General features: G+C 43.2%; 15 protein-coding genes and 1 tRNA gene. 5 read left to right on the top strand and 11 right to left on the bottom strand.

Annotated features, from left to right (window positions below):
• The first annotated feature begins 101 nt into the window (after positions 1–101).
• On the top strand, positions 102–1,628 hold the full coding sequence (locus ON006_RS24745) for a redoxin domain-containing protein (RefSeq protein WP_244822703.1): 1,527 nt from the start codon (positions 102–104) through the stop codon (positions 1,626–1,628).
• Between the two features lie 29 nt (positions 1,629–1,657).
• Here ON006_RS24745 and ON006_RS24740 read toward each other — a convergent pair whose 3' ends face one another.
• On the bottom strand, positions 1,658–2,494 hold the full coding sequence (locus tag ON006_RS24740) for an alpha/beta fold hydrolase (protein ID WP_244822702.1): 837 nt from the start codon (positions 2,492–2,494) through the stop codon (positions 1,658–1,660).
• A 54-nt stretch (positions 2,495–2,548) separates the two neighbouring features.
• Entirely contained in the window at positions 2,549–2,929 is a 381-nt protein-coding gene (locus ON006_RS24735) for a VOC family protein (RefSeq protein ID WP_244822701.1), read from the bottom strand.
• 61 nt (positions 2,930–2,990) lie between these two features.
• On the opposite strand from ON006_RS24735, the gene ON006_RS24730 reads away from it, so the two are divergent.
• On the top strand, positions 2,991–3,350 hold the full coding sequence (locus tag ON006_RS24730) for a hypothetical protein (RefSeq protein ID WP_244822700.1): 360 nt from the start codon (positions 2,991–2,993) through the stop codon (positions 3,348–3,350).
• A 32-nt stretch (positions 3,351–3,382) separates the two neighbouring features.
• On the opposite strand, the gene ON006_RS24725 is transcribed toward ON006_RS24730, so the two are convergent.
• On the bottom strand, positions 3,383–3,667 hold the full coding sequence (locus ON006_RS24725; RefSeq protein ID WP_244822699.1) for a hypothetical protein: 285 nt from the start codon (positions 3,665–3,667) through the stop codon (positions 3,383–3,385).
• Between the two features lie 529 nt (positions 3,668–4,196).
• Here ON006_RS24725 and ON006_RS24720 point away from each other — a divergent pair.
• Positions 4,197–4,679, top strand: a complete 483-nt coding sequence (locus ON006_RS24720) for a hypothetical protein (RefSeq protein WP_244822698.1) — start codon at positions 4,197–4,199, stop codon at positions 4,677–4,679.
• On the top strand, positions 4,679–5,068 hold the full coding sequence (locus ON006_RS24715; RefSeq protein ID WP_244822697.1) for a hypothetical protein: 390 nt from the start codon (positions 4,679–4,681) through the stop codon (positions 5,066–5,068). Before ON006_RS24720 ends, ON006_RS24715 begins: the two co-directional genes overlap by 1 nt.
• A gap of 361 nt (positions 5,069–5,429) precedes the next feature.
• On the opposite strand, the gene ON006_RS24710 is transcribed toward ON006_RS24715, so the two are convergent.
• The 3 genes from ON006_RS24710 to hpt all read right to left on the bottom strand — a co-directional run bounded on the left by ON006_RS24710 (position 5,430) and on the right by hpt (position 7,553).
• A tRNA-Leu gene (locus ON006_RS24710) sits at positions 5,430–5,513 on the bottom strand.
• Between the two features lie 85 nt (positions 5,514–5,598).
• Positions 5,599–6,999, bottom strand: coding sequence for an MBL fold metallo-hydrolase RNA specificity domain-containing protein (locus tag ON006_RS24705; RefSeq protein ID WP_244822696.1), 1,401 nt, complete (start codon positions 6,997–6,999; stop codon positions 5,599–5,601).
• Between the two features lie 26 nt (positions 7,000–7,025).
• Positions 7,026–7,553 carry a hypoxanthine phosphoribosyltransferase gene (hpt, locus tag ON006_RS24700; RefSeq protein ID WP_244822695.1) on the bottom strand — a complete coding sequence of 176 codons (528 nt, stop codon included), beginning with the start codon at positions 7,551–7,553 and terminating at the stop codon, positions 7,026–7,028.
• A 180-nt stretch (positions 7,554–7,733) separates the two neighbouring features.
• Between hpt and ON006_RS24695 the strand changes: the two genes are divergently transcribed.
• Entirely contained in the window at positions 7,734–8,960 is a 1,227-nt protein-coding gene (locus ON006_RS24695; RefSeq protein WP_244822694.1) for a tetratricopeptide repeat protein, read from the top strand.
• A gap of 61 nt (positions 8,961–9,021) precedes the next feature.
• Here ON006_RS24695 and ON006_RS24690 read toward each other — a convergent pair whose 3' ends face one another.
• The 5 genes from ON006_RS24690 to ON006_RS24670 all read right to left on the bottom strand — a co-directional run bounded on the left by ON006_RS24690 (position 9,022) and on the right by ON006_RS24670 (position 17,166).
• On the bottom strand, positions 9,022–10,383 hold the full coding sequence (locus tag ON006_RS24690) for a dipeptidase (RefSeq protein WP_244822693.1): 1,362 nt from the start codon (positions 10,381–10,383) through the stop codon (positions 9,022–9,024).
• A gap of 95 nt (positions 10,384–10,478) precedes the next feature.
• On the bottom strand, positions 10,479–11,138 hold the full coding sequence (gene plsY, locus ON006_RS24685) for a glycerol-3-phosphate 1-O-acyltransferase PlsY (protein ID WP_244822692.1): 660 nt from the start codon (positions 11,136–11,138) through the stop codon (positions 10,479–10,481).
• Positions 11,139–11,292: 154 nt separating this feature from the next.
• Positions 11,293–15,978, bottom strand: a complete 4,686-nt coding sequence (locus tag ON006_RS24680) for a hypothetical protein (protein ID WP_244822691.1) — start codon at positions 15,976–15,978, stop codon at positions 11,293–11,295.
• 31 nt (positions 15,979–16,009) lie between these two features.
• Positions 16,010–16,843 carry a 50S ribosomal protein L11 methyltransferase gene (prmA, locus tag ON006_RS24675; protein ID WP_244822690.1) on the bottom strand — a complete coding sequence of 278 codons (834 nt, stop codon included), beginning with the start codon at positions 16,841–16,843 and terminating at the stop codon, positions 16,010–16,012.
• Between the two features lie 20 nt (positions 16,844–16,863).
• Entirely contained in the window at positions 16,864–17,166 is a 303-nt protein-coding gene (locus ON006_RS24670) for a hypothetical protein (RefSeq protein WP_244822689.1), read from the bottom strand.
• Positions 17,167–17,224: the final 58 nt, after the last annotated feature.

Below are 17,224 nucleotides of genomic sequence, written 5' to 3'. Positions count from 1 at the left end.
CGAGATTGAGGATACGCATCAAACAAATAAGCATTGGGAAATATCCCTTTTTCGATTCCAAATATATAATTAATTTATATATTTGGAACTCAACGAAAGCAATGTCAACGATGGGAGATTTGAAAGCGAGATTTGCAATTTTACTGGTAATAATCTGCACTGGCGTGCAGGTTTTGGCCCAAACACCTAATCGCTTAGGTCCCGGATCCGATGAGGAAATTAAAAAAGCCCTAATTGTTGTAGAAGCTAATTTAGACGACTTGAAAGCCCACCGAAAATACATGTATGAGATGGGCTATAGTAATCCGGCTCTTTTGGCGCAATACGAAGTCTGGATGAAAAAATTTCCGAGAAATGTAAATATTCCGCTAGCAATTGGCACAAATTATCATAATGCTGAGATGCCACAAGCAAAAGATTTTTTGCTAAAAGCTGCTGCAATGGATCCTAATAATGCCAAAGTATGGGCTATGCTTTCGGCAGATGCTGCTAGGTGGGGACAAGATGATTTGTCAATTGATTATATCAGAAAGGCAGGGTTAGTGGATCCTTCAAATGCCAAATATGAGTACGGCTACGTTAGGTCTTTTATGAATGGCGATCCGGACACTTACAAGAAGAAAGTCTTTGATTTTGTACAGCGTTTTCCGGCAGATGAACTTGGCGCAACCGCTATATATTGGTTGGGAGAGCGCAGTACCAATCTGAATGACAAGATTCACTATCTTGAACTGCTCCGTGAATTGTATCCCCCACAAAAATTTAAGTGGTCAGCATCCGGAATGGTAGGATTAGCTGATGCCTATCTGCAAACAGATCCTGAAAAAGCCTTAGTATTGATTAATGAGCTGGATTGGGAGGGTGATTGGAAGATCAGAAAACAAGTGGCTGAATCATTAATTAATATTGATCAGTTGGAACAGAATCAAAACTATAAAGATGCCATTGGTAAACTTAATCAGATTCAACTGCCCAGGTTTAATTACATAAATGACTTTATAGCATTGAAAAAAGCGTCCTTGCAAGAAAAAACAGGTGATGTGAAAGGTGCTTATGACAGCCTTTCTGTAAAATTCGCAAAGTTACCGACTGATGCGCTTTATGGCGCACTTGAAACCTTCGGGAAGAAAATAGGTAAGAATAAAGAGCAGGTTGTAAGGGACATTGAAGTTATCAGGAATACCAAAGCTGTTGCTGCATATCCATTTGAGCTGGGCCTTTATACCAGTGATGGCAAGTTAAAGTTGGATGCGCTAAAGGGCAAAGTAATTCTGCTCACGTTCTGGTTTCCGGGCTGCGCTCCTTGTAAAGAGGAATTTCCGCATTTTCAGACGGTAGTTGATTCATTCAAAGGTGACAGTTTGGTATATCTTGGAATTAATGTATTTCCATCGCAAGATGGTTATGTACTTCCTTTTATAAAAAATAACAAATATTCGTTTATTCCATTACGCGGCAACTCATCGTTTGCTGAAAAAAACTATGGTGTATATGGTGAACCTGAAAATTTTCTGATCGACAAGGATGGAAAGATTATTTTCAAAGATTTTCGGATTGATAACTCCAATCACCGCACATTGGAATTGATGATATCGTCGCTATTGGAAAAAGGCCCACCAAAACAATGAGCCTTTACATGAGACGATTCAATGGGTAACTATTTGTGTTTCAAAATAAAACGATTGCAGGTCGCTGCAAAAAGTTCCGGATCGCTCATCCAAGGGTCGTGACAGGCTCCCTTAATGGTATACAATTCAGCCTTGGAAAAAACATTCATGTATTCATCAGCACAATCTATCTGACAGGTCCTGCTGCCATTGAAAAGCAAAATGGGAAGATTGACCCTCCGAAGACTATCTATTGTCGGCGCCGATACAAAACTATCTCGGGTCTCAAAGGCAGGAGCATCCGTGTACATTTCAATTTCCTTGAATATCGAAAGTGGCTCCTCGCTAATTGATTGGTCAACGTTTTGCCGAAGTAAGATCCCGGATTCTCGCACGATTTGCTTGTGAGATCGGACAGGTTGGCGGTAAGTTTTTTTGTGATAGACCTGATTCATTCCTTCCCAGTGGTATGTACCGGAGAGGATAATACCTTTCACATCTTCCGGATGTTTGTAAGCATAAATCATAGCCAATGTACTTCCCCATGATGAGCCAGCCAGGAACACCTTGTTTTTTGCAGAGAGAGTTTTTATTACCCGTTTCAAATCCTTCACATGTTCCTCCCAAATGTAGGTTGTGTCTTGTTGGCTACGGCCACAGCCACGCTGGTCGTAATATATAACAGAACAATGTTTATTTAGTAGGTCAAACTCAGGACGCAGATATTCGTGCTGCACGGCTGGGCCACCATGTAAGACAATAATTACTTGTGGTTTGTCACCCAGCTTCCAATATGCTAGCCGAGGAAAACCCTTCACAAAGCCATCCTGGCAACGCACCTGGGGAATAAAGCCTAAAAACATCAGTGCAATTAATATGACACGCATAGTAATAGGGTATGTTCTGGGAGAAAGCTATCAAATTGGCAATGAAAGGGAATGTCAGGCGTTAGGCCGTCCAAAAAAGAGACGGTAACCGCTGGGATCCGTGACTGCAAATCCGCGGAGGTTATCTGTATTGTCTTCGAGGGGCTGGTTAAAATTTACACCTTTGGAGCTAAACTCTGCAAATAACGCCTCTGGGTCGGCAGCACTGATATGCGCATCCCAGACCGCCCATTCATATCGGGTATGATTAGGTATGGGTTGCCCGCTCGCTTTGAGCATGATGGAGACTTGGCCACGGCCCAGCATCGCGAAATAAGGATCCTCGTCATCGGTAATATACAGCACCTCGAAGCCCAATTTATCGACATAAAAATCCACCGATTCCCGAAGGTCGGCCACAATAAAAAAAGGCGCGATAAATCCCAGATCGGACATGATGATGATTTTTAGGAGAAATTTAAATAGATGACCGCTGAAAATCAAGCTATTTTGCGCCATGAAATCAGCCTTACTTTTACTCATCGTCGTACTGTTATCGGTCTCTTGTTCCAAAAAAGATAATACGGAGCCGGAATTAACGATCGACCCAACGAATGAACTCGTGGGCACAACCTGGCAAAGGACCATTAATCCGGATCTGTTCAATTATTTGAAATTCAAAAACGGAAAGGAAGTAGAATTTTCTTCAAAATTTAAGAGCGAGGTGTCAATCCCCGCGGCACTTCCCTACACTTTTAAAGAAAAAACCGTCGTATATGCCGGCAATGGCTTCAATTACACGGGTACTATCTCTGCCGATACTATGTCCGTAATGGGGACTGCGGGAATGATGACTTATGTAAAATTGAATAAATAATTTCAATAAAGATATGAGCTATCCCTAGCTCATTAAGGTCTTAGAGTATCCTTTTGCAAATGCTGTTGGGCTCTGATCAGTCCGCGGATCAAATCCTCGATCACCTCACTGTTTTCTAACACTTCGGCAATTCTGTAAGGACTTAGGTTCCAGTCGTTGTTGGGATGCACATAGTGCTTTACCATATCGGTAAAGAGTCTTTCAATTTCGAGCAGGTCGTATTCTGTGCCGAGGAAGTTTTCGACAACTTGTTCTTTGGTGCGAATGTACTTTTGGGGATCCTGAAAGAATGCCATCGTGCATGTAGAGGTTAGCATGATGCGCAACTATAAACGGTGCCGCGCTTGCCGTTGCTCAACCCAGTCAAACGGGCAATGGTACTATGTCCATTACGGTAGCCACGACACCGTTAATCGGTAGACGTAGAAAGTAATAGTACCTCCTGACCTCCAAAGAGAAGATCCAGGCCATTCGTTCGACTGTATTTGAGCGTGGTAAACCTAGGATATTTGGTTGAGGATGCCAAAAAGAATTTTCCTTCGGTAGGGATTTTTGCGAGACAGTCGGTAGAAAGTAGTTGGACATCTGTAGCTACTAGGAAATATTTTTATAGGCATAATTGGCTATAAACCAACTAATAATAAATATTTTCGTGTTTTGATAAAAAATATAAGGTAGAGTAATTGTTTTTATCGTTATTAGAATATTGAATCGTAATCCCGTACCTTTGCGGTCAGTTTTAAAAACGTTGCAAGTATTTTCGCTGGCATGCATTTTACAACATTTGGTAACTAGTGCAAAGTTGTCGATAGCTTAATGACACGATTACCTTATTTCCTCATAAACATGAAACAATCCGCTGAAATATTCGACATCGTAGACCACGACGAATGGGAGGCCACACCAGAAAACGAAAAATTCTTTTCAAGTGATCATGTTATTGATGCTTACATGAAAGGAAGAAAAGATGGCGTAAAGGACGAGAGAGCGCTAATTATAGATAAAATAAAATCTAATGTTACTTCTTCATCTGCTGTCACTCATGCTGCATTTAATGAAATAAGACGACTTGGATTTTCCCCTATTTCAGCTTACCTTAAAATTTCCGATTGGGCTATCTATAATATTCTTATCACAATACCTGAATCTGAATTCCTTGATGATCGCATTTTAGAGGTTTATTCAGTTCTTTCAAAAATTGAAGATAATTTCAAGAATGATTATTATTCAGTACATATATCACTATGTGACATAGGGGACGACTTCAGTGAGAAGTGCGTGACGATAGATGGTTATGGTTTGAGATTAAAACACGCGCAAGAGAAGTAATGACAAAAGAACATGCTGAACACAATGAAAGTGCGTGTGACTTTTTACTAGAATCAGAAAAATACAATGATTGGGTAGTTACTACTGCTTTTTATTCTGCTCTTCATTTCGTCCAGCATGAGATATTCCCCTTAACTATTGGTGATGATACATGGGAAAACTTTGATGATTATTTTGCTTACAGATTAAAAAACGAATCTAGGACAATAAATAAGCACTCAGTTACCGATGAATTAGTTAAAGTTCATTTTAACGTTGCACTCACGAATTACAGATTTCTATCCGATAGCTGCTGGAATGCAAGATACAAGAGATACAAAGTGTCTATTGACCTAGCTAAAGCTGCTCGTCGGAGGTTGGCTCAACTTAAAGAGTTTTTAACAAACTAATAGTTTTTATTCCCAAATCCTAGTACCGACTGTGCTTAGGATTCCTGTGCAAGCCCTAAAACTGTTAGGACGTCTTGATTTAAAGATTCCAGTTCCTGACATGAGAAGTTCTAAGCATATTGACACCGAGGGACTTTTACCTTAATCCAAAAACTTACCTTAGGGCACTCGCCATTGTTGCCATCTTGTTTCAACTTCTAGACGCAGAAAGTGCTAACGAGACTCATTATACAGGCTAACCAAAAATCCTATCCCTCCACAAGTTTTTTGAATTGATCCACAACTCCCCCGTTTTCTTCCCCACTAATGCACAAAAAAAACCTCAACTTGCTGCTTCCAGCTTATTGAGGTCTTAGAGTAGTGCGGAAGATGGGACTCGAACCCACACAGGGCAACCCCCACACGCCTCTGAAACGTGCGTGTCTACCAATTTCACCACTTCCGCCTAAAAATCGGTGCGCAAAAATAGTGATAATGTTCTGGACTTTCCAAGCCTTTCCAGGTTTCAAAATGCGGAAAAGCTAATTTTCTCAGATTTCTACACTTTCGTACAATGCCGGAATGTGCACGTTTTGAAATCCTGCTTTTTCCAGTTTGAGTTTGAACGCAACCTGCGTTTCGTATTCTCCGTGAACTAAAAACACCTTTTTGACTCTCGAAGCGGTCTGGCAGGAGAGGAATGCCAGCATTTCATTATAGTCGCCGTGCCCTGAAAATGAGTCCATTGTGGCTACCTGGCACCTTACTTCAAACTGCTCCCCGAAAATATTCACATGCTGATCGCCTCGTTTCAATGCGCCGGCCAGTGTGTTAGCGGATGCGTAGCCTACCAGTAAAATTGTGGATTTTTCATCACCAATGTTGTTTTTGATATGGTGCTTAATCCGTCCTGCTTCGGCCATTCCTGACGCGGAAATAATAATGCAGGGTTCCGTTTTTGCATTCAGTGCAATGGATTGTTCTACGTCTGATACATAATGTAGGTACGGAAATGCAAACGCATCCCCGTCTTTTTCAATGTATTCCAATATTTCAGGATTGAAACATTCGTCGTGCTCCTTCATAATACTCGTAGCGCGGATTGCAAGAGGACTATCGATGTAAACCGGTATCTGCGGCAGTTTTCCTGAGCTTGATAATTGATCCAAAGCATAAATTAGCTCCTGCGTACGGTCAATGGCGAATGCGGGAATAATGAGTTTGCCACGGCGCTCCACACAGGTTTCCTGCACGATTTTCAGCAAATGAGCGTGCATATCTATTTCCTTTTCGTGCAGCCTGTCGCCATATGTGGACTCGCAAATGATGATGTCCGCTTGCGGAAAAACGTCAGGTTTGCGCAAAATGCGATCCTCCGGCCGACCGATATCACCGGTAAATGTGAGCTGCGTGAATGTACCTTTATCGGGAATACTCAAATGTACCGCGGCGCTCCCCAGCAAATGTGCGGCGTCAGTCAAGACAACGGCTACCTCATTCTCGGCACCCAGGTAAAAAGTCTGACCGTACTTTACTGTTTTGAGCAAACTCAATGCATGTACCGCATCTTCGGAACTGTATAGCTCTTCCAACAACGGTCGCCCCTGTTTCTGACGACGTTTATTGATTCTTTCAAGGTCTTTTTCCTGAATGTGCGCACTGTCGAGCAACATGACCCGGCACAGATCTGCCGTCGCTGAGGTACAATAAATGGGGCCATTAAATCCTTTTTTGACCAACCTTGGAATGAGGCCTGAATGGTCAATATGGGCGTGAGAAAGAACCAGATAATCAACTTCGGAGGGTTTGAAACCAAAAGTCTGATTAAATTCATCTGTCTGAATGCCCTGAAATAACCCGCAATCCAAAAGTATTTTAGTACCCTTTTCGGTCGTAATCAAATGCTTGCTTCCGGTAACAGTTCTTGCGGCACCAAAAAATTGTATGTACATATCAATGTTGAGTTATTGTAATGTTGTCAGGCGAGGACATATAATGAATCGAGGTTACGTCCGATACCATCATAATCGAGCCCGTACCCGACCACAAATTTATTTTCAATCTCAAAACCCACGTACCGCATCTCTAATGGTGTTTTGAGAGCTTCCGGTTTGTGAAGTAATGTGGCTATTTCAATGGATTTGGGAGCTAATACTTCAATTTGTTTGAGCAGCTGCGTCATCGTCAGGCCGGTATCGACAATGTCTTCAATAATGATCACGTCGCGGCCCGTCATGGTTTCTTCCATGCCAATAATTTGCCTTACCGTGCCGGTGGATTCAGTTTGTACGTAGGATGAAAGGCGGATAAATGTAATTTCGCACGAAAGAGGGATTTTTTTAACCAGCTCACTGGCGAAAAGAAAAGCTCCGTTCAAAACCACAACAAAAAGCGGGCAGCTGTTTTCATAGTCTTTGCTGATCAGAGCGGCCATTTCTGCGATCCGGTTTTCTATCGTATCCCGTGAAATAAAAGGGACGAACGTTTTATCCAGAATGTTGATCATATTTGAGGTGTCATGTCTTTATCAATGATCGTGTGGAACACAAGATTTGATAAAATATTAATAGCTATCAGAATTAACGAATACTCTGAGGATCAATATTAACTCTTTTTTCAAAAACCCGGCTGATGACAAACGTAAAATATAAATCCGGCGTTAAATAGGACAGATTTTACCCCTAATATGAAAAGTCTAGTAATTAACACCATAACATTCTGCTGCTTAACTGTATTAACCATTCATTCTGCCTCGGCTCAATTGTATTCTTCTTCCGATCTGGACAAGAATTACGATATGATCCTCAAAAATCCGAGCGTACAAATCGAGTCGACAGAGGCGATTAATATGCTTTACAATTACAAGTTTGCAGAAGCTGATGCCGAATTCCGGTGGCTCAAATACCGGTATCCCAAGCATCCCATGCCTCATTTTCTGATGGGACTGGCCGAATGGTGGAAGATCGTGCCGAATACGGAAAACGAATCCCATGACAGGGCTTTCCTGGCGCAAATGGATTCTACGATCAATCTGGCTGAGGAATTGTACGACAATGAAAAGAATAAAGTAGAACCTGCCTTTTTCCTGGCTGCTGCGTATGCATTCAAAGGGCGACTGTACGCAGAGCGTGAGAGCTGGGCGAAAGCGGCATTTGCAGGGAAAAAGTCTCTGAAATATTTCGAGCAATGCAAAGGGAATGGCGACCTAACACCGGAGCTGCTTTTCGGCGACGGGCTTTATAATTACTATGCTGAATGGGTTCCCAAAGAGTATCCGATCCTGAAACCGGTACTCGCGCTTTTTCCGAAGGGAAATAAAAAACTCGGTGAGCAGCAGTTGGAAAAAGTTGGGAACAATGCTTTTTACACGCGGGTAGAGGCGAGGTACTTTCTGTTGCAGATTTACAGTATGGAAAATGAATACAGCAAAGCCTACGAAATGGCCAAGTACATGTGGCAGACATACCCTAATAATCCTTATTTCGAAAGATACTTTTGCAGGACCGCTTTTGTGACCGGCAAAATGGGCGAAGCTGAAAAAGCTGCGCAGAACATTATCGATAAAATCAGCCAGGGGTTACCGGGCTACGAAGGGGTCAGCGGACGTAATGCAGCTTATGTGCTCGCTTACTATAATATGAACTATCACCGCAATTACGAGCTGGCGAGCCAGTACTATCAAAAAGCGATAGACTTTTCAACACAGACCAACTCGATGAATGCGGGATATTACATTTCGTCGCTCATTGGATTGGGCAAGATCGCGGAAGTCAGGAAGGACTTTGATGAAGCGTTGCGTTACTATAAGTTGGCAGATGATAAGGCTGATAAGAAGTCTAGTCAGGATAAGGAGGCGAAAGCTGCTATTGCTAATTTGAAGAAAATGAAAAGGGAGCAGCGGAGGAAGAGGTAGAAAAGACTTACCAAGTCTGGGCGACCCCGTCTACAAGACTTGGCAAGTCTCTTTACAATCCCTATTTCTTCAATTCCGCATAATGCTTGAAAAACAACGGAATGGTTTCAATGCCTTTGTAATAATTAAAAAGACCGTAGCTTTCGTTCGGAGAATGCAAAGCGTCAATGTCTAAGCCGAAGCCCATCAAAATACTTTTGCAACCCAATTCCTGTTCAAAAAGTGCAACAATGGGAATACTTCCTCCACCACGTGTCGGGATGGGTTTTTTGCCAAACGATTCTTCCATCGCCATTTCAGCAGCTTTGTATTCCAATGAATCGGTAGGCGTCACGTAAGGCAGCCCGCCATGATGCGGAACCACTTTTACTTTCACCGAAGCGGGGGCGATAGATTCGAAATGCTTCGTGAACAATTCACAAATTTCATCGTCCGTCTGGTTAGGTACCAGCCGCATTGAAATTTTGGCATTGGCTTTGGATGGTAGTACCGTTTTCGCGCCTTCGCCGATATAGCCACCCCAAATTCCATTTACATCGAGCGTCGGCCTTACCGAAGTCCGTTCAATGGTCGTGTAGCCATCCTCGCCGAGAATGTCGTCTATACCCAAATCTTTTTTATATTCTTCCAGATCGAAAGGAGCGGCGTTCAGTGCGTCGCGTTGTTCGGTCGTCAGCTCCTCTACTTTGTCATAAAATCCGGGAATGGTAATGTGGCCTTTATCATCTTTCAATGAAGCGATCATTTCACACAATACATTGATCGGGTTGGCTACTCCGCCGCCATACACACCGGAATGCAGGTCACGGTTGGCGCCTACGACCTCTACTTCCACGTAAGTCAATCCACGCAAACCTGTTTCAATGGAGGGGACATCGTTGGCAATGATGCTGGTATCGGAAATCAGGATGGTATCACATTTCAGCATTTCGCGGTGTGCCTGCACGAATGTTCCCAAATGTGATGAGCCGATTTCTTCCTCACCCTCAATCATGATTTTCACATTGCAGGTAAGCGAATCGGTAGCGAGCATTGTTTCCAATGCTTTGATATGCATATAAAACTGGCCTTTGTCGTCGCAGGAGCCTCTTGCATAAATGCGCTCGTTTTTAATGACCGGCTCAAATGGGGGCGAATTCCAAAGCTCATAGGGATCGGCCGGCTGCACATCATAATGTCCGTAAATGAGTACGGTAGGAAGCGCGGCGTCAATGATCTTTTCACCATAAACGACGGGATGCCCCGCTGTTTCGTAAATTTCAGCCCGATCTGCACCAGCTTCTGAAATCCGGTCGCGGACATATTCAGCTGCTTTAAGCATATCATTTTTGAACTTGGAGTCGGCGCTCACGGACGGTATCCTGAGCAGGTCCAGCAATTCATTGAGAAACCTGTCGCGGTTTTTTTCTATATAATTAAGCATCTGTTGATCGGAATTACTTGTTTAAATGGCGGCCAATATAAAAAAATAACCCCTAAGGTCTTGCCTCAGGGGTTGGTATTTCGTGAATATTCTTTTCAGGAATGACGGTTGCGGGCTTTTTGTTTTGCAAAAATATTGACCCGGTTTTCGTTTCCATTCCAGAGGCGGACAATGTTCTTCTGATGCGTAAAAACAACCAGAACAAACATCGTAAATCCAAAAACGATCAATAGTGGCTCGGGATGCCCGAAAACACCCACCCATGAAAGTACCGGAAATGCCAATGTGGAAAGAATAGAACTCAATGAAACGTATTGAGAAGCAATTAGTGTCAGAATAAAAATGGTAATGCAAACCGACGCAAGCTCGGGGTGAATTGCTAGCACCATACCCAGTAAAGTTGCAATTCCTTTTCCGCCTTTGAAATTAACAAACACCGGAAAAATGTGACCGACGATAGCGATAATCCCGAAGATGATCTTGTACATCAACAGTTCGGTTTCGCCGATTGTATTCATATAAAATAACATGGAAGCAAGGCAAGTCGCTGTCCATCCTTTAAGCACATCAATCAGCATTACGACCGTACCGGCGCGTTTTCCTAAAACCCTGAACGTGTTGGTAGCACCTGCATTTCCGCTACCATGCTGTCTCACATCAATTCCAAAATAACCGATACCATACCAAACAGAACTTGGTATAGATCCTAGCAAATAGGCAGCAACAATCGTAACTATTAATAAGGCAACACTCATTTTGTACTATTCAAAGATAAAATAAAATTACAATAAGCTTTTCTCAAAAATACGATAGTTGAAGGATTTTACAAGCAAATGCGATGCAAAAGTACGATTTTGCATGCGATTTTTCAAAAAATGGTATAAAGTATTGCCAATAGAGCGTTCGGCTTTAGAATCCCTCGGTAGGTTCCGCTTTTTTCTTTTTTTCTTCTGTAGGAGTAGCAACAGTTTTTTTCTTGGCAGCTTTAACCAGTTTCGCTTTTTTAAGAGCGGGCTGATAAAAATCATCAAAACGGTTAACAAATAAATCCTTCTCTTCTGTTCCAATGCCCACCAAAGTCATGTCTTTCGATTTCACATTTTTGGACTTGGCGGTAATCTGATCATTGAAATCAACCTGCGAAGAAACCACTCCCAGCTCGCCGGCTTTGTAGTCTATATAATACCAGATGTCGGGAGACGCCTGCAAATAGAGACTGAACTCGTCGCCTTCCACGCCCCGGCGAATTTCGAGTACACCATCCATTTGCGCATTCACATTATTACGGCCGAAATGGGCAACTCCAATCGGTCCCTGTGAGTAATAAGCGTTATGCGCGGCCGACCAGCGGAGATTTACATTGGATAAAACCATCGGAACGTCCAAAATTGGTGAAGCTTCAAAAAGTGGTTTGTAACCGGCAGCCGTCAGTTTAATGTAAGCATCCGTCGCTTTTGATCCGATCAATGCTGACAATTTCTGATTCAGCTGATCCGCATCGTCGTCGGCAGCAGTACTATTCTGTTCTTCCAGATTTGTTTCCACGATTTTGGCAACCATGGGTTGTGCGATCGGTTCAAGCGCGGGCATTTTCATCAATAACATTGTATTGAACCCGAATTTGGCACTATCTACCTGCACTTCCGCAGTACCCACGGTTTGTAGCCAGTCGGCAGCCGTCAGTTTAAATGGTCCTGAGAAAGTCGCAAGTCCCGTTTTATCATCGAATTGCAGGGCATTAGCCTCATCTATCAAGCCGTCGGCGCCTGGCGGCGGGTTAACTTTGAATGCTTTGGCATCTTCATCGTAGTTCAATGCGCCTTGTGCCTGGTAAATATCTTCATCCCCATCCGATTCCTTTGGCGACAAGAAACTCATGTACATGCCACGCGTTTCATTATAATGCAAGCCCACAGAAAGCGGTATTTCATGCTCGTTTTTGAGATCTTTATTGATCTTGATAGCGATTGTCTCGCCGGGAGATTCTTTATAAACGATCCATGAACTTTGGAAATTCTTCCTGAACTTGATGATGGGTTTTACAAAACCATCGAGTTGCAAGGACGGTTCGTAGGCGATGAGGTTAATGCCGCCTTTGTATTGAATACGTGGGGAAAGGATCAGGTTTTCTGTTTCCTTGATGTCAGCCCGGGCGGTTGTATAATACTTTGCGGTAGCAGGTGCTTTGTTATCATTGCGAGACCGTTTTCCTTCTCCGGTCGCACCCATTTCAACCAGTTCAAAATTCTGCATTTTGATATTGAAAGTGTCTTTTCTTGCTGTAATGTATTGATATGTAGCTGAGCCTTCAAAATGGTTACGCGAGGTAATGCGAATGTCGGCATCACGCATCCGGTGCGATGTTTTTAATGTATCAATTTCAATGCGCGCCTTTTTCAAAGGGCTGATCTTGCCTTTGCTATCGACACTGACCATACCACTGTCGGGAATGATTTTAACGTCGGCGGTTTGAATAAAAGGCACACCTTTGATGTTCAACGTCACTTTTTCAATGTCATAAATGGCCTCGGAGCCATTGAAAGTCAGTCCTTCCTGATCCGGGTCCATCGACGTATACGAGGAAGTTTCACCAAAACCTTTCATCAGGATTGTCTTTTTGGTCATGTCCCATTTCGCGCTTCCTATCAATGTCTGGTACGAAGCCGTCGGAATCTGCATACCGGATGAATCACTACCAAAACCAGTTTCGTCAGTCAAAAAGTTGGCGATTCCAGTTTTGAAATTGAAATCAATGTTGACATTATTACCGGTGAGCAGCTTCTTGGTAGCTTTCAGGTCGCCGCTATTGATCGCAAACGAGGAGCGATTGGCCAGAAAACCATCCTTATTGAATTTGATATCAGGAGAGGAAAGCTCAGAATCAGCCCTTTTTAGTTTTCCATTTCCATATAAGCCCGTCGAGCGCAGCAAAAGACTTCCTTCGAGACTGGTAGTGCCTTTATAAAATGAAAATGACTTACCCTGCGTGTTGATAAACATACTATCAGCATTAGGGTACCATTTCAATGCATAATCTTTCAGTTCCACACCCGGAAAATAGCCTTTGCCGATCGTGGCTTCCTTAATGCTTGCTACATCACCCGACGCCATGAGTGAATCGGAGGTAAGCAGTACATTCTTGGCGGTCATGGAGGCCGACATGTACTTCAGAATCGCTTTTGAATGTAAGCCGCTATTGTCCATGGTCAATGTATCCGTAAACTTAGCGAGCGCCTTGCCGCCGTAGAGCTTGATATCGGTAACAGGAGGCTTGTATTCGAACCCGAGCGAGTTGTCGGGCATACTTTTCAAGATGGTGTTAATAGGAGGGATGATGCCATTCGAATTGAAATTTCCTTCAAAAATCACATCGCGCTCATCCAGCCCGCCCATATCGATCTTGGGAATTTTGAAGAACACTTCCCGCGGATAAAGCACAGTACCGCGCTCAGGTTGGTCGAAATACACCGTCATACCATCTTCTACCACCAACCGTGGCGACTTTTTGACCCCTTTTTGCAGACCAGATTTGTTCTTGGGATCACTCAAATAGAATGTACCACCTTTGTCATACTTCACGTGCCCACCCACTTCGCCTTTCTGTCCTTTTGCGAATTTTTCGCGCGGGGTAAAGGTGATGGAGTCAGACGGAGCGACATTGACAAAGAACTGATTGTAGTCAAATTTGATGTTCTGGCCCCGGAACTGATAGTTGGACGCTACCATTTGTCCATTCAATGTGAAATTTCTGTTTTTCCCGATAACCAGTTTTTTATCGGATGGAACAGCAAATATTTTCAGGGAATCACTCACTACGAACCTGCCAACGCCCAGAACCGTAAGCAAAGTATCAGGCAAATAAATGGTCGCATTGGCTACTTCTTCATTGGCTGTGTACTGTGAGGCGACCTGAAAATTGTCGTAATCGGCCCTGTCCAGGTTAGCGAGTACATATAATACACCCTTTTTGCTCAGCGCATATTCGTCCGTTTCTTTGTTATAAACAAAGTATTCTGCCAATGTCAGTCGCTGTAAAGCATTCCTGATGATAACAGGATTCAGTTTGAATTGCTTTGCCAGCTCGTCGGGAAGGAATGCAGATTTTTTCTGGGTCTGGGTATAGTTAGCAGCCATAATGAGCGGCTGGAAGCCATACTCTTTGCTGATATCCTTGAAGCGCTCCTTTTTGAAATAATCGTAAGACTCCAAACTCACCGGAACCACCTGCTTGCCATCAATGCGCAGAAATTCGACTTTGAGGGTAGGAAACCGCCATCGCATTGCCTGCGACCAGATGTTCATTTTATGATACGAATCCTTATAGGGAAGCGGCGCGTAGTCTGTTTTGTCAGCACGACCGAGTTTTACGAGACCCTCATCGTCATTATATTTAAATGTAACACCGGGGTGGTAGAGCGAATCGGCACCCAAAGGCATTGAAAAAGTGGTAAATGAGGACGAAATCACGGAATCTTCCAGCACAAACTTTTTGGAAAGTACCTTGAAAGCCAGCTGATCCTTATATTTCACCTTAATGGTAGAAGGCAGGTCGCTGAGCGAGGAACTGTACATTTTAGTCCCGATCAATGAAAATCCGCCTTTGTAGTCAATGTTTTTACGATTTTCCTTCAATTTTGCATCAATGGTATTTGATACAAAACGAGGGTAAGGTACCGGCTGACCCTTTATTTTCTTGACGCCCCGATATTCTAATGTACCTTTTATTGGCGCCGCAAGTTGCCGCTCGTGATGAAGCGTGACATTTTCAGCGACGAGTTTCGGCTGAGAGATATTGAATGAATAACTATCCAGATCAGCGTAAATGGTCGAATCACCTGCTGCCTGCCAATTAAACTTCCCGTTTTTACCAACAAAAATTCCGTCTTTCAAAGACACGCTTCCATTCGCAGGGCCGAAAACAACGGAGTCTCCGCCGGCAACCATTGCAAAAGTGGCATTTTGCAAATCCATCAGTGCGCCTGCAACAATAGGTAAGGGATTGGACTTGGGCGCTATCACAAAATTGGTGTCCACAGGCGTATTCCAGCTGTCATTAGCTGCCGCAATGTTAGCTTCTACGTTAGCAGCAGCTGCATTTGTTGTATCAAAGCGGTATTGATAAGTACCACTGAGCAAGTACAGTGAATTGTAATTAGCAGCGTAAAGTTTATTGCTTTCATGAACGGAACGTATCGTTTCCAGCACTTTTTGTAAAGATTTCCCGTCGTATTTCTCCCCGGAAATGGTCGCCAGGTTCAAGAATCCGTCCAGGTTTTCAGGAGATTGTTTGGCAAAAGAATGCGTATTTCTCGTCAGAAGGAAGAGTACGGGGCCTGCTTTTTGCCCCTTTGCGACCTGTGTTTTGATGATACCAATGAATTTCGCTTGCTGCGGAGCACTTATCGCCGACATCCAGATGCTATCCATCTGTGCCGCCGCCCGGATATATTGCGGGTTGCGGCTGCCGTCCATGAGTTTACGGAACTGCACCATAAATTGCCCGGGTTCATCCGAAAGTTTCAGATTCTGGGCGGATGCAGTTTCTCCAATAAGCGTCAGCAGGTAAAGTATTAGCGCAAAACGAATGATTTTCATGGGTTATTGGCTTTTAATAATACAGCCAGTATTAAAGCTTTTCAAATACAACGGTCGCCCATTGATTTCGAGTATTTGATCTTAATTTTTTCAAACCGCTTTCCTCGGCACATTGCTCAATATCAGCCTGATCTGTTTCGTAAAAGCCGCTTGTAACCAGCCATCCGCCCGGGCTGAGATGTGCTACATATTTGGGGATCTCACTCAATAATATGTTACGGTTAATGTTCGCCAGTATTCCACCGAAAATTCGCCCTGCTGGTACCCCCGTAATTGTTCCCTGAAATACGTCCGCAGTTGCCGAAAGATTGTTCATTGCGAAATTTTCACGGGTATTTTCCACGGCCCACTCATCAATGTCGAAACCGAGCAAATTTGCCGCACCGAGTTTAGAAGCCAAAATCGCCAGTATACCTGTTCCGCACCCCACATCCATCACTGACAAGCCTTCGTGCGGAAGGCTAAGTTGCTCATTCATAACCAGCCAGGTAGTTTCATGGTGCCCGGTGCCGAATGACATTTTGGGCTGGATCAGCAGGTCATATTGGAATGCAGGATCCGGCTCGTGAAATGTGGCCCTTACCCGGATTTGGTCACCTACTTCAATGGGTTCGTAACTTTTTTCCCACTCTTCGTTCCAATTTCTTCTTTCTAACGATTTCCAGGTTGCGGCTATTGTCGTTAAATCCTGGTATTTGGCAGTGATTTCATTCAGGTTATTTTCGTCAAAATCGCCTTCCGGAATGTATGCGAGTAACCCTTCATCTGTTTCTACAAATGACTCAAAACCAGCCTCACCCAGCTCCGCCATCAATATTTCCGAAAATTCCGAATCTACTTTTAAATCTACTTCTACGTAATTCATTGATTGATAGTAATTTGATATTAAAGTTTGGCTTGATATAAACAGTTATTTAGCAATTTGTACAGACTATTTACTGTCTCATCAAAATCAGTATAACAGTATGTGTATCCGGAATTGAAAGCTTCGTCTTTTGATCCTTTCAACTCATCGACTCCATAACCCAAAGAGGATGAATAATCAATGATGAAAAAACGATTTTCAAAACGAATCTCTAAAGAAACGGCCTGAGAGGGAAAAAATGTAGCACTAACTGTCGAACCAGGGAATTCTTTTTCGATACGGTTGGCAAGTACTTTAAATCTCTGATCCTGTGTTATTGTCATTTAACGAATTTATAAGGGAGATATACAAAGATACCAGCTCTTGATTTCTATTTTGGAA

The organism is Dyadobacter pollutisoli, assembly GCF_026625565.1.
GTDB classification, from domain to species: Bacteria; Bacteroidota; Bacteroidia; order Cytophagales; family Spirosomataceae; genus Dyadobacter; species Dyadobacter pollutisoli.
The sequence above is the reverse complement of the archived record's forward strand: the minus strand, read 5'-3'. Positions and strand labels throughout refer to the sequence as shown.

Excerpts from the sequence above, each read along its gene's own strand:
- ON006_RS24745 (WP_244822703.1), top strand. The coding sequence starts at position 102 with ATGTCAACGATGGGAGATTTGAAAGCGAGATTTGCAATTTTACTGGTA.
- ON006_RS24740 (WP_244822702.1), bottom strand. The coding sequence starts at position 2,494 with ATGCGTGTCATATTAATTGCACTGATGTTTTTAGGCTTTATTCCCCAG.
- ON006_RS24735 (WP_244822701.1), bottom strand. The coding sequence starts at position 2,929 with ATGTCCGATCTGGGATTTATCGCGCCTTTTTTTATTGTGGCCGACCTT.
- ON006_RS24730 (WP_244822700.1), top strand. The coding sequence starts at position 2,991 with ATGAAATCAGCCTTACTTTTACTCATCGTCGTACTGTTATCGGTCTCT.
- ON006_RS24725 (WP_244822699.1), bottom strand. The coding sequence starts at position 3,667 with ATGCTAACCTCTACATGCACGATGGCATTCTTTCAGGATCCCCAAAAG.
- ON006_RS24720 (WP_244822698.1), top strand. The coding sequence starts at position 4,197 with ATGAAACAATCCGCTGAAATATTCGACATCGTAGACCACGACGAATGG.
- ON006_RS24715 (WP_244822697.1), top strand. The coding sequence starts at position 4,679 with ATGACAAAAGAACATGCTGAACACAATGAAAGTGCGTGTGACTTTTTA.
- ON006_RS24705 (WP_244822696.1), bottom strand. The coding sequence starts at position 6,999 with ATGTACATACAATTTTTTGGTGCCGCAAGAACTGTTACCGGAAGCAAG.
- hpt (WP_244822695.1), bottom strand. The coding sequence starts at position 7,553 with ATGATCAACATTCTGGATAAAACGTTCGTCCCTTTTATTTCACGGGAT.
- ON006_RS24695 (WP_244822694.1), top strand. The coding sequence starts at position 7,734 with ATGAAAAGTCTAGTAATTAACACCATAACATTCTGCTGCTTAACTGTA.
- ON006_RS24690 (WP_244822693.1), bottom strand. The coding sequence starts at position 10,383 with ATGCTTAATTATATAGAAAAAAACCGCGACAGGTTTCTCAATGAATTG.
- plsY (WP_244822692.1), bottom strand. The coding sequence starts at position 11,138 with ATGAGTGTTGCCTTATTAATAGTTACGATTGTTGCTGCCTATTTGCTA.
- ON006_RS24680 (WP_244822691.1), bottom strand. The coding sequence starts at position 15,978 with ATGAAAATCATTCGTTTTGCGCTAATACTTTACCTGCTGACGCTTATT.
- prmA (WP_244822690.1), bottom strand. The coding sequence starts at position 16,843 with ATGAATTACGTAGAAGTAGATTTAAAAGTAGATTCGGAATTTTCGGAA.
- ON006_RS24670 (WP_244822689.1), bottom strand. The coding sequence starts at position 17,166 with ATGACAATAACACAGGATCAGAGATTTAAAGTACTTGCCAACCGTATC.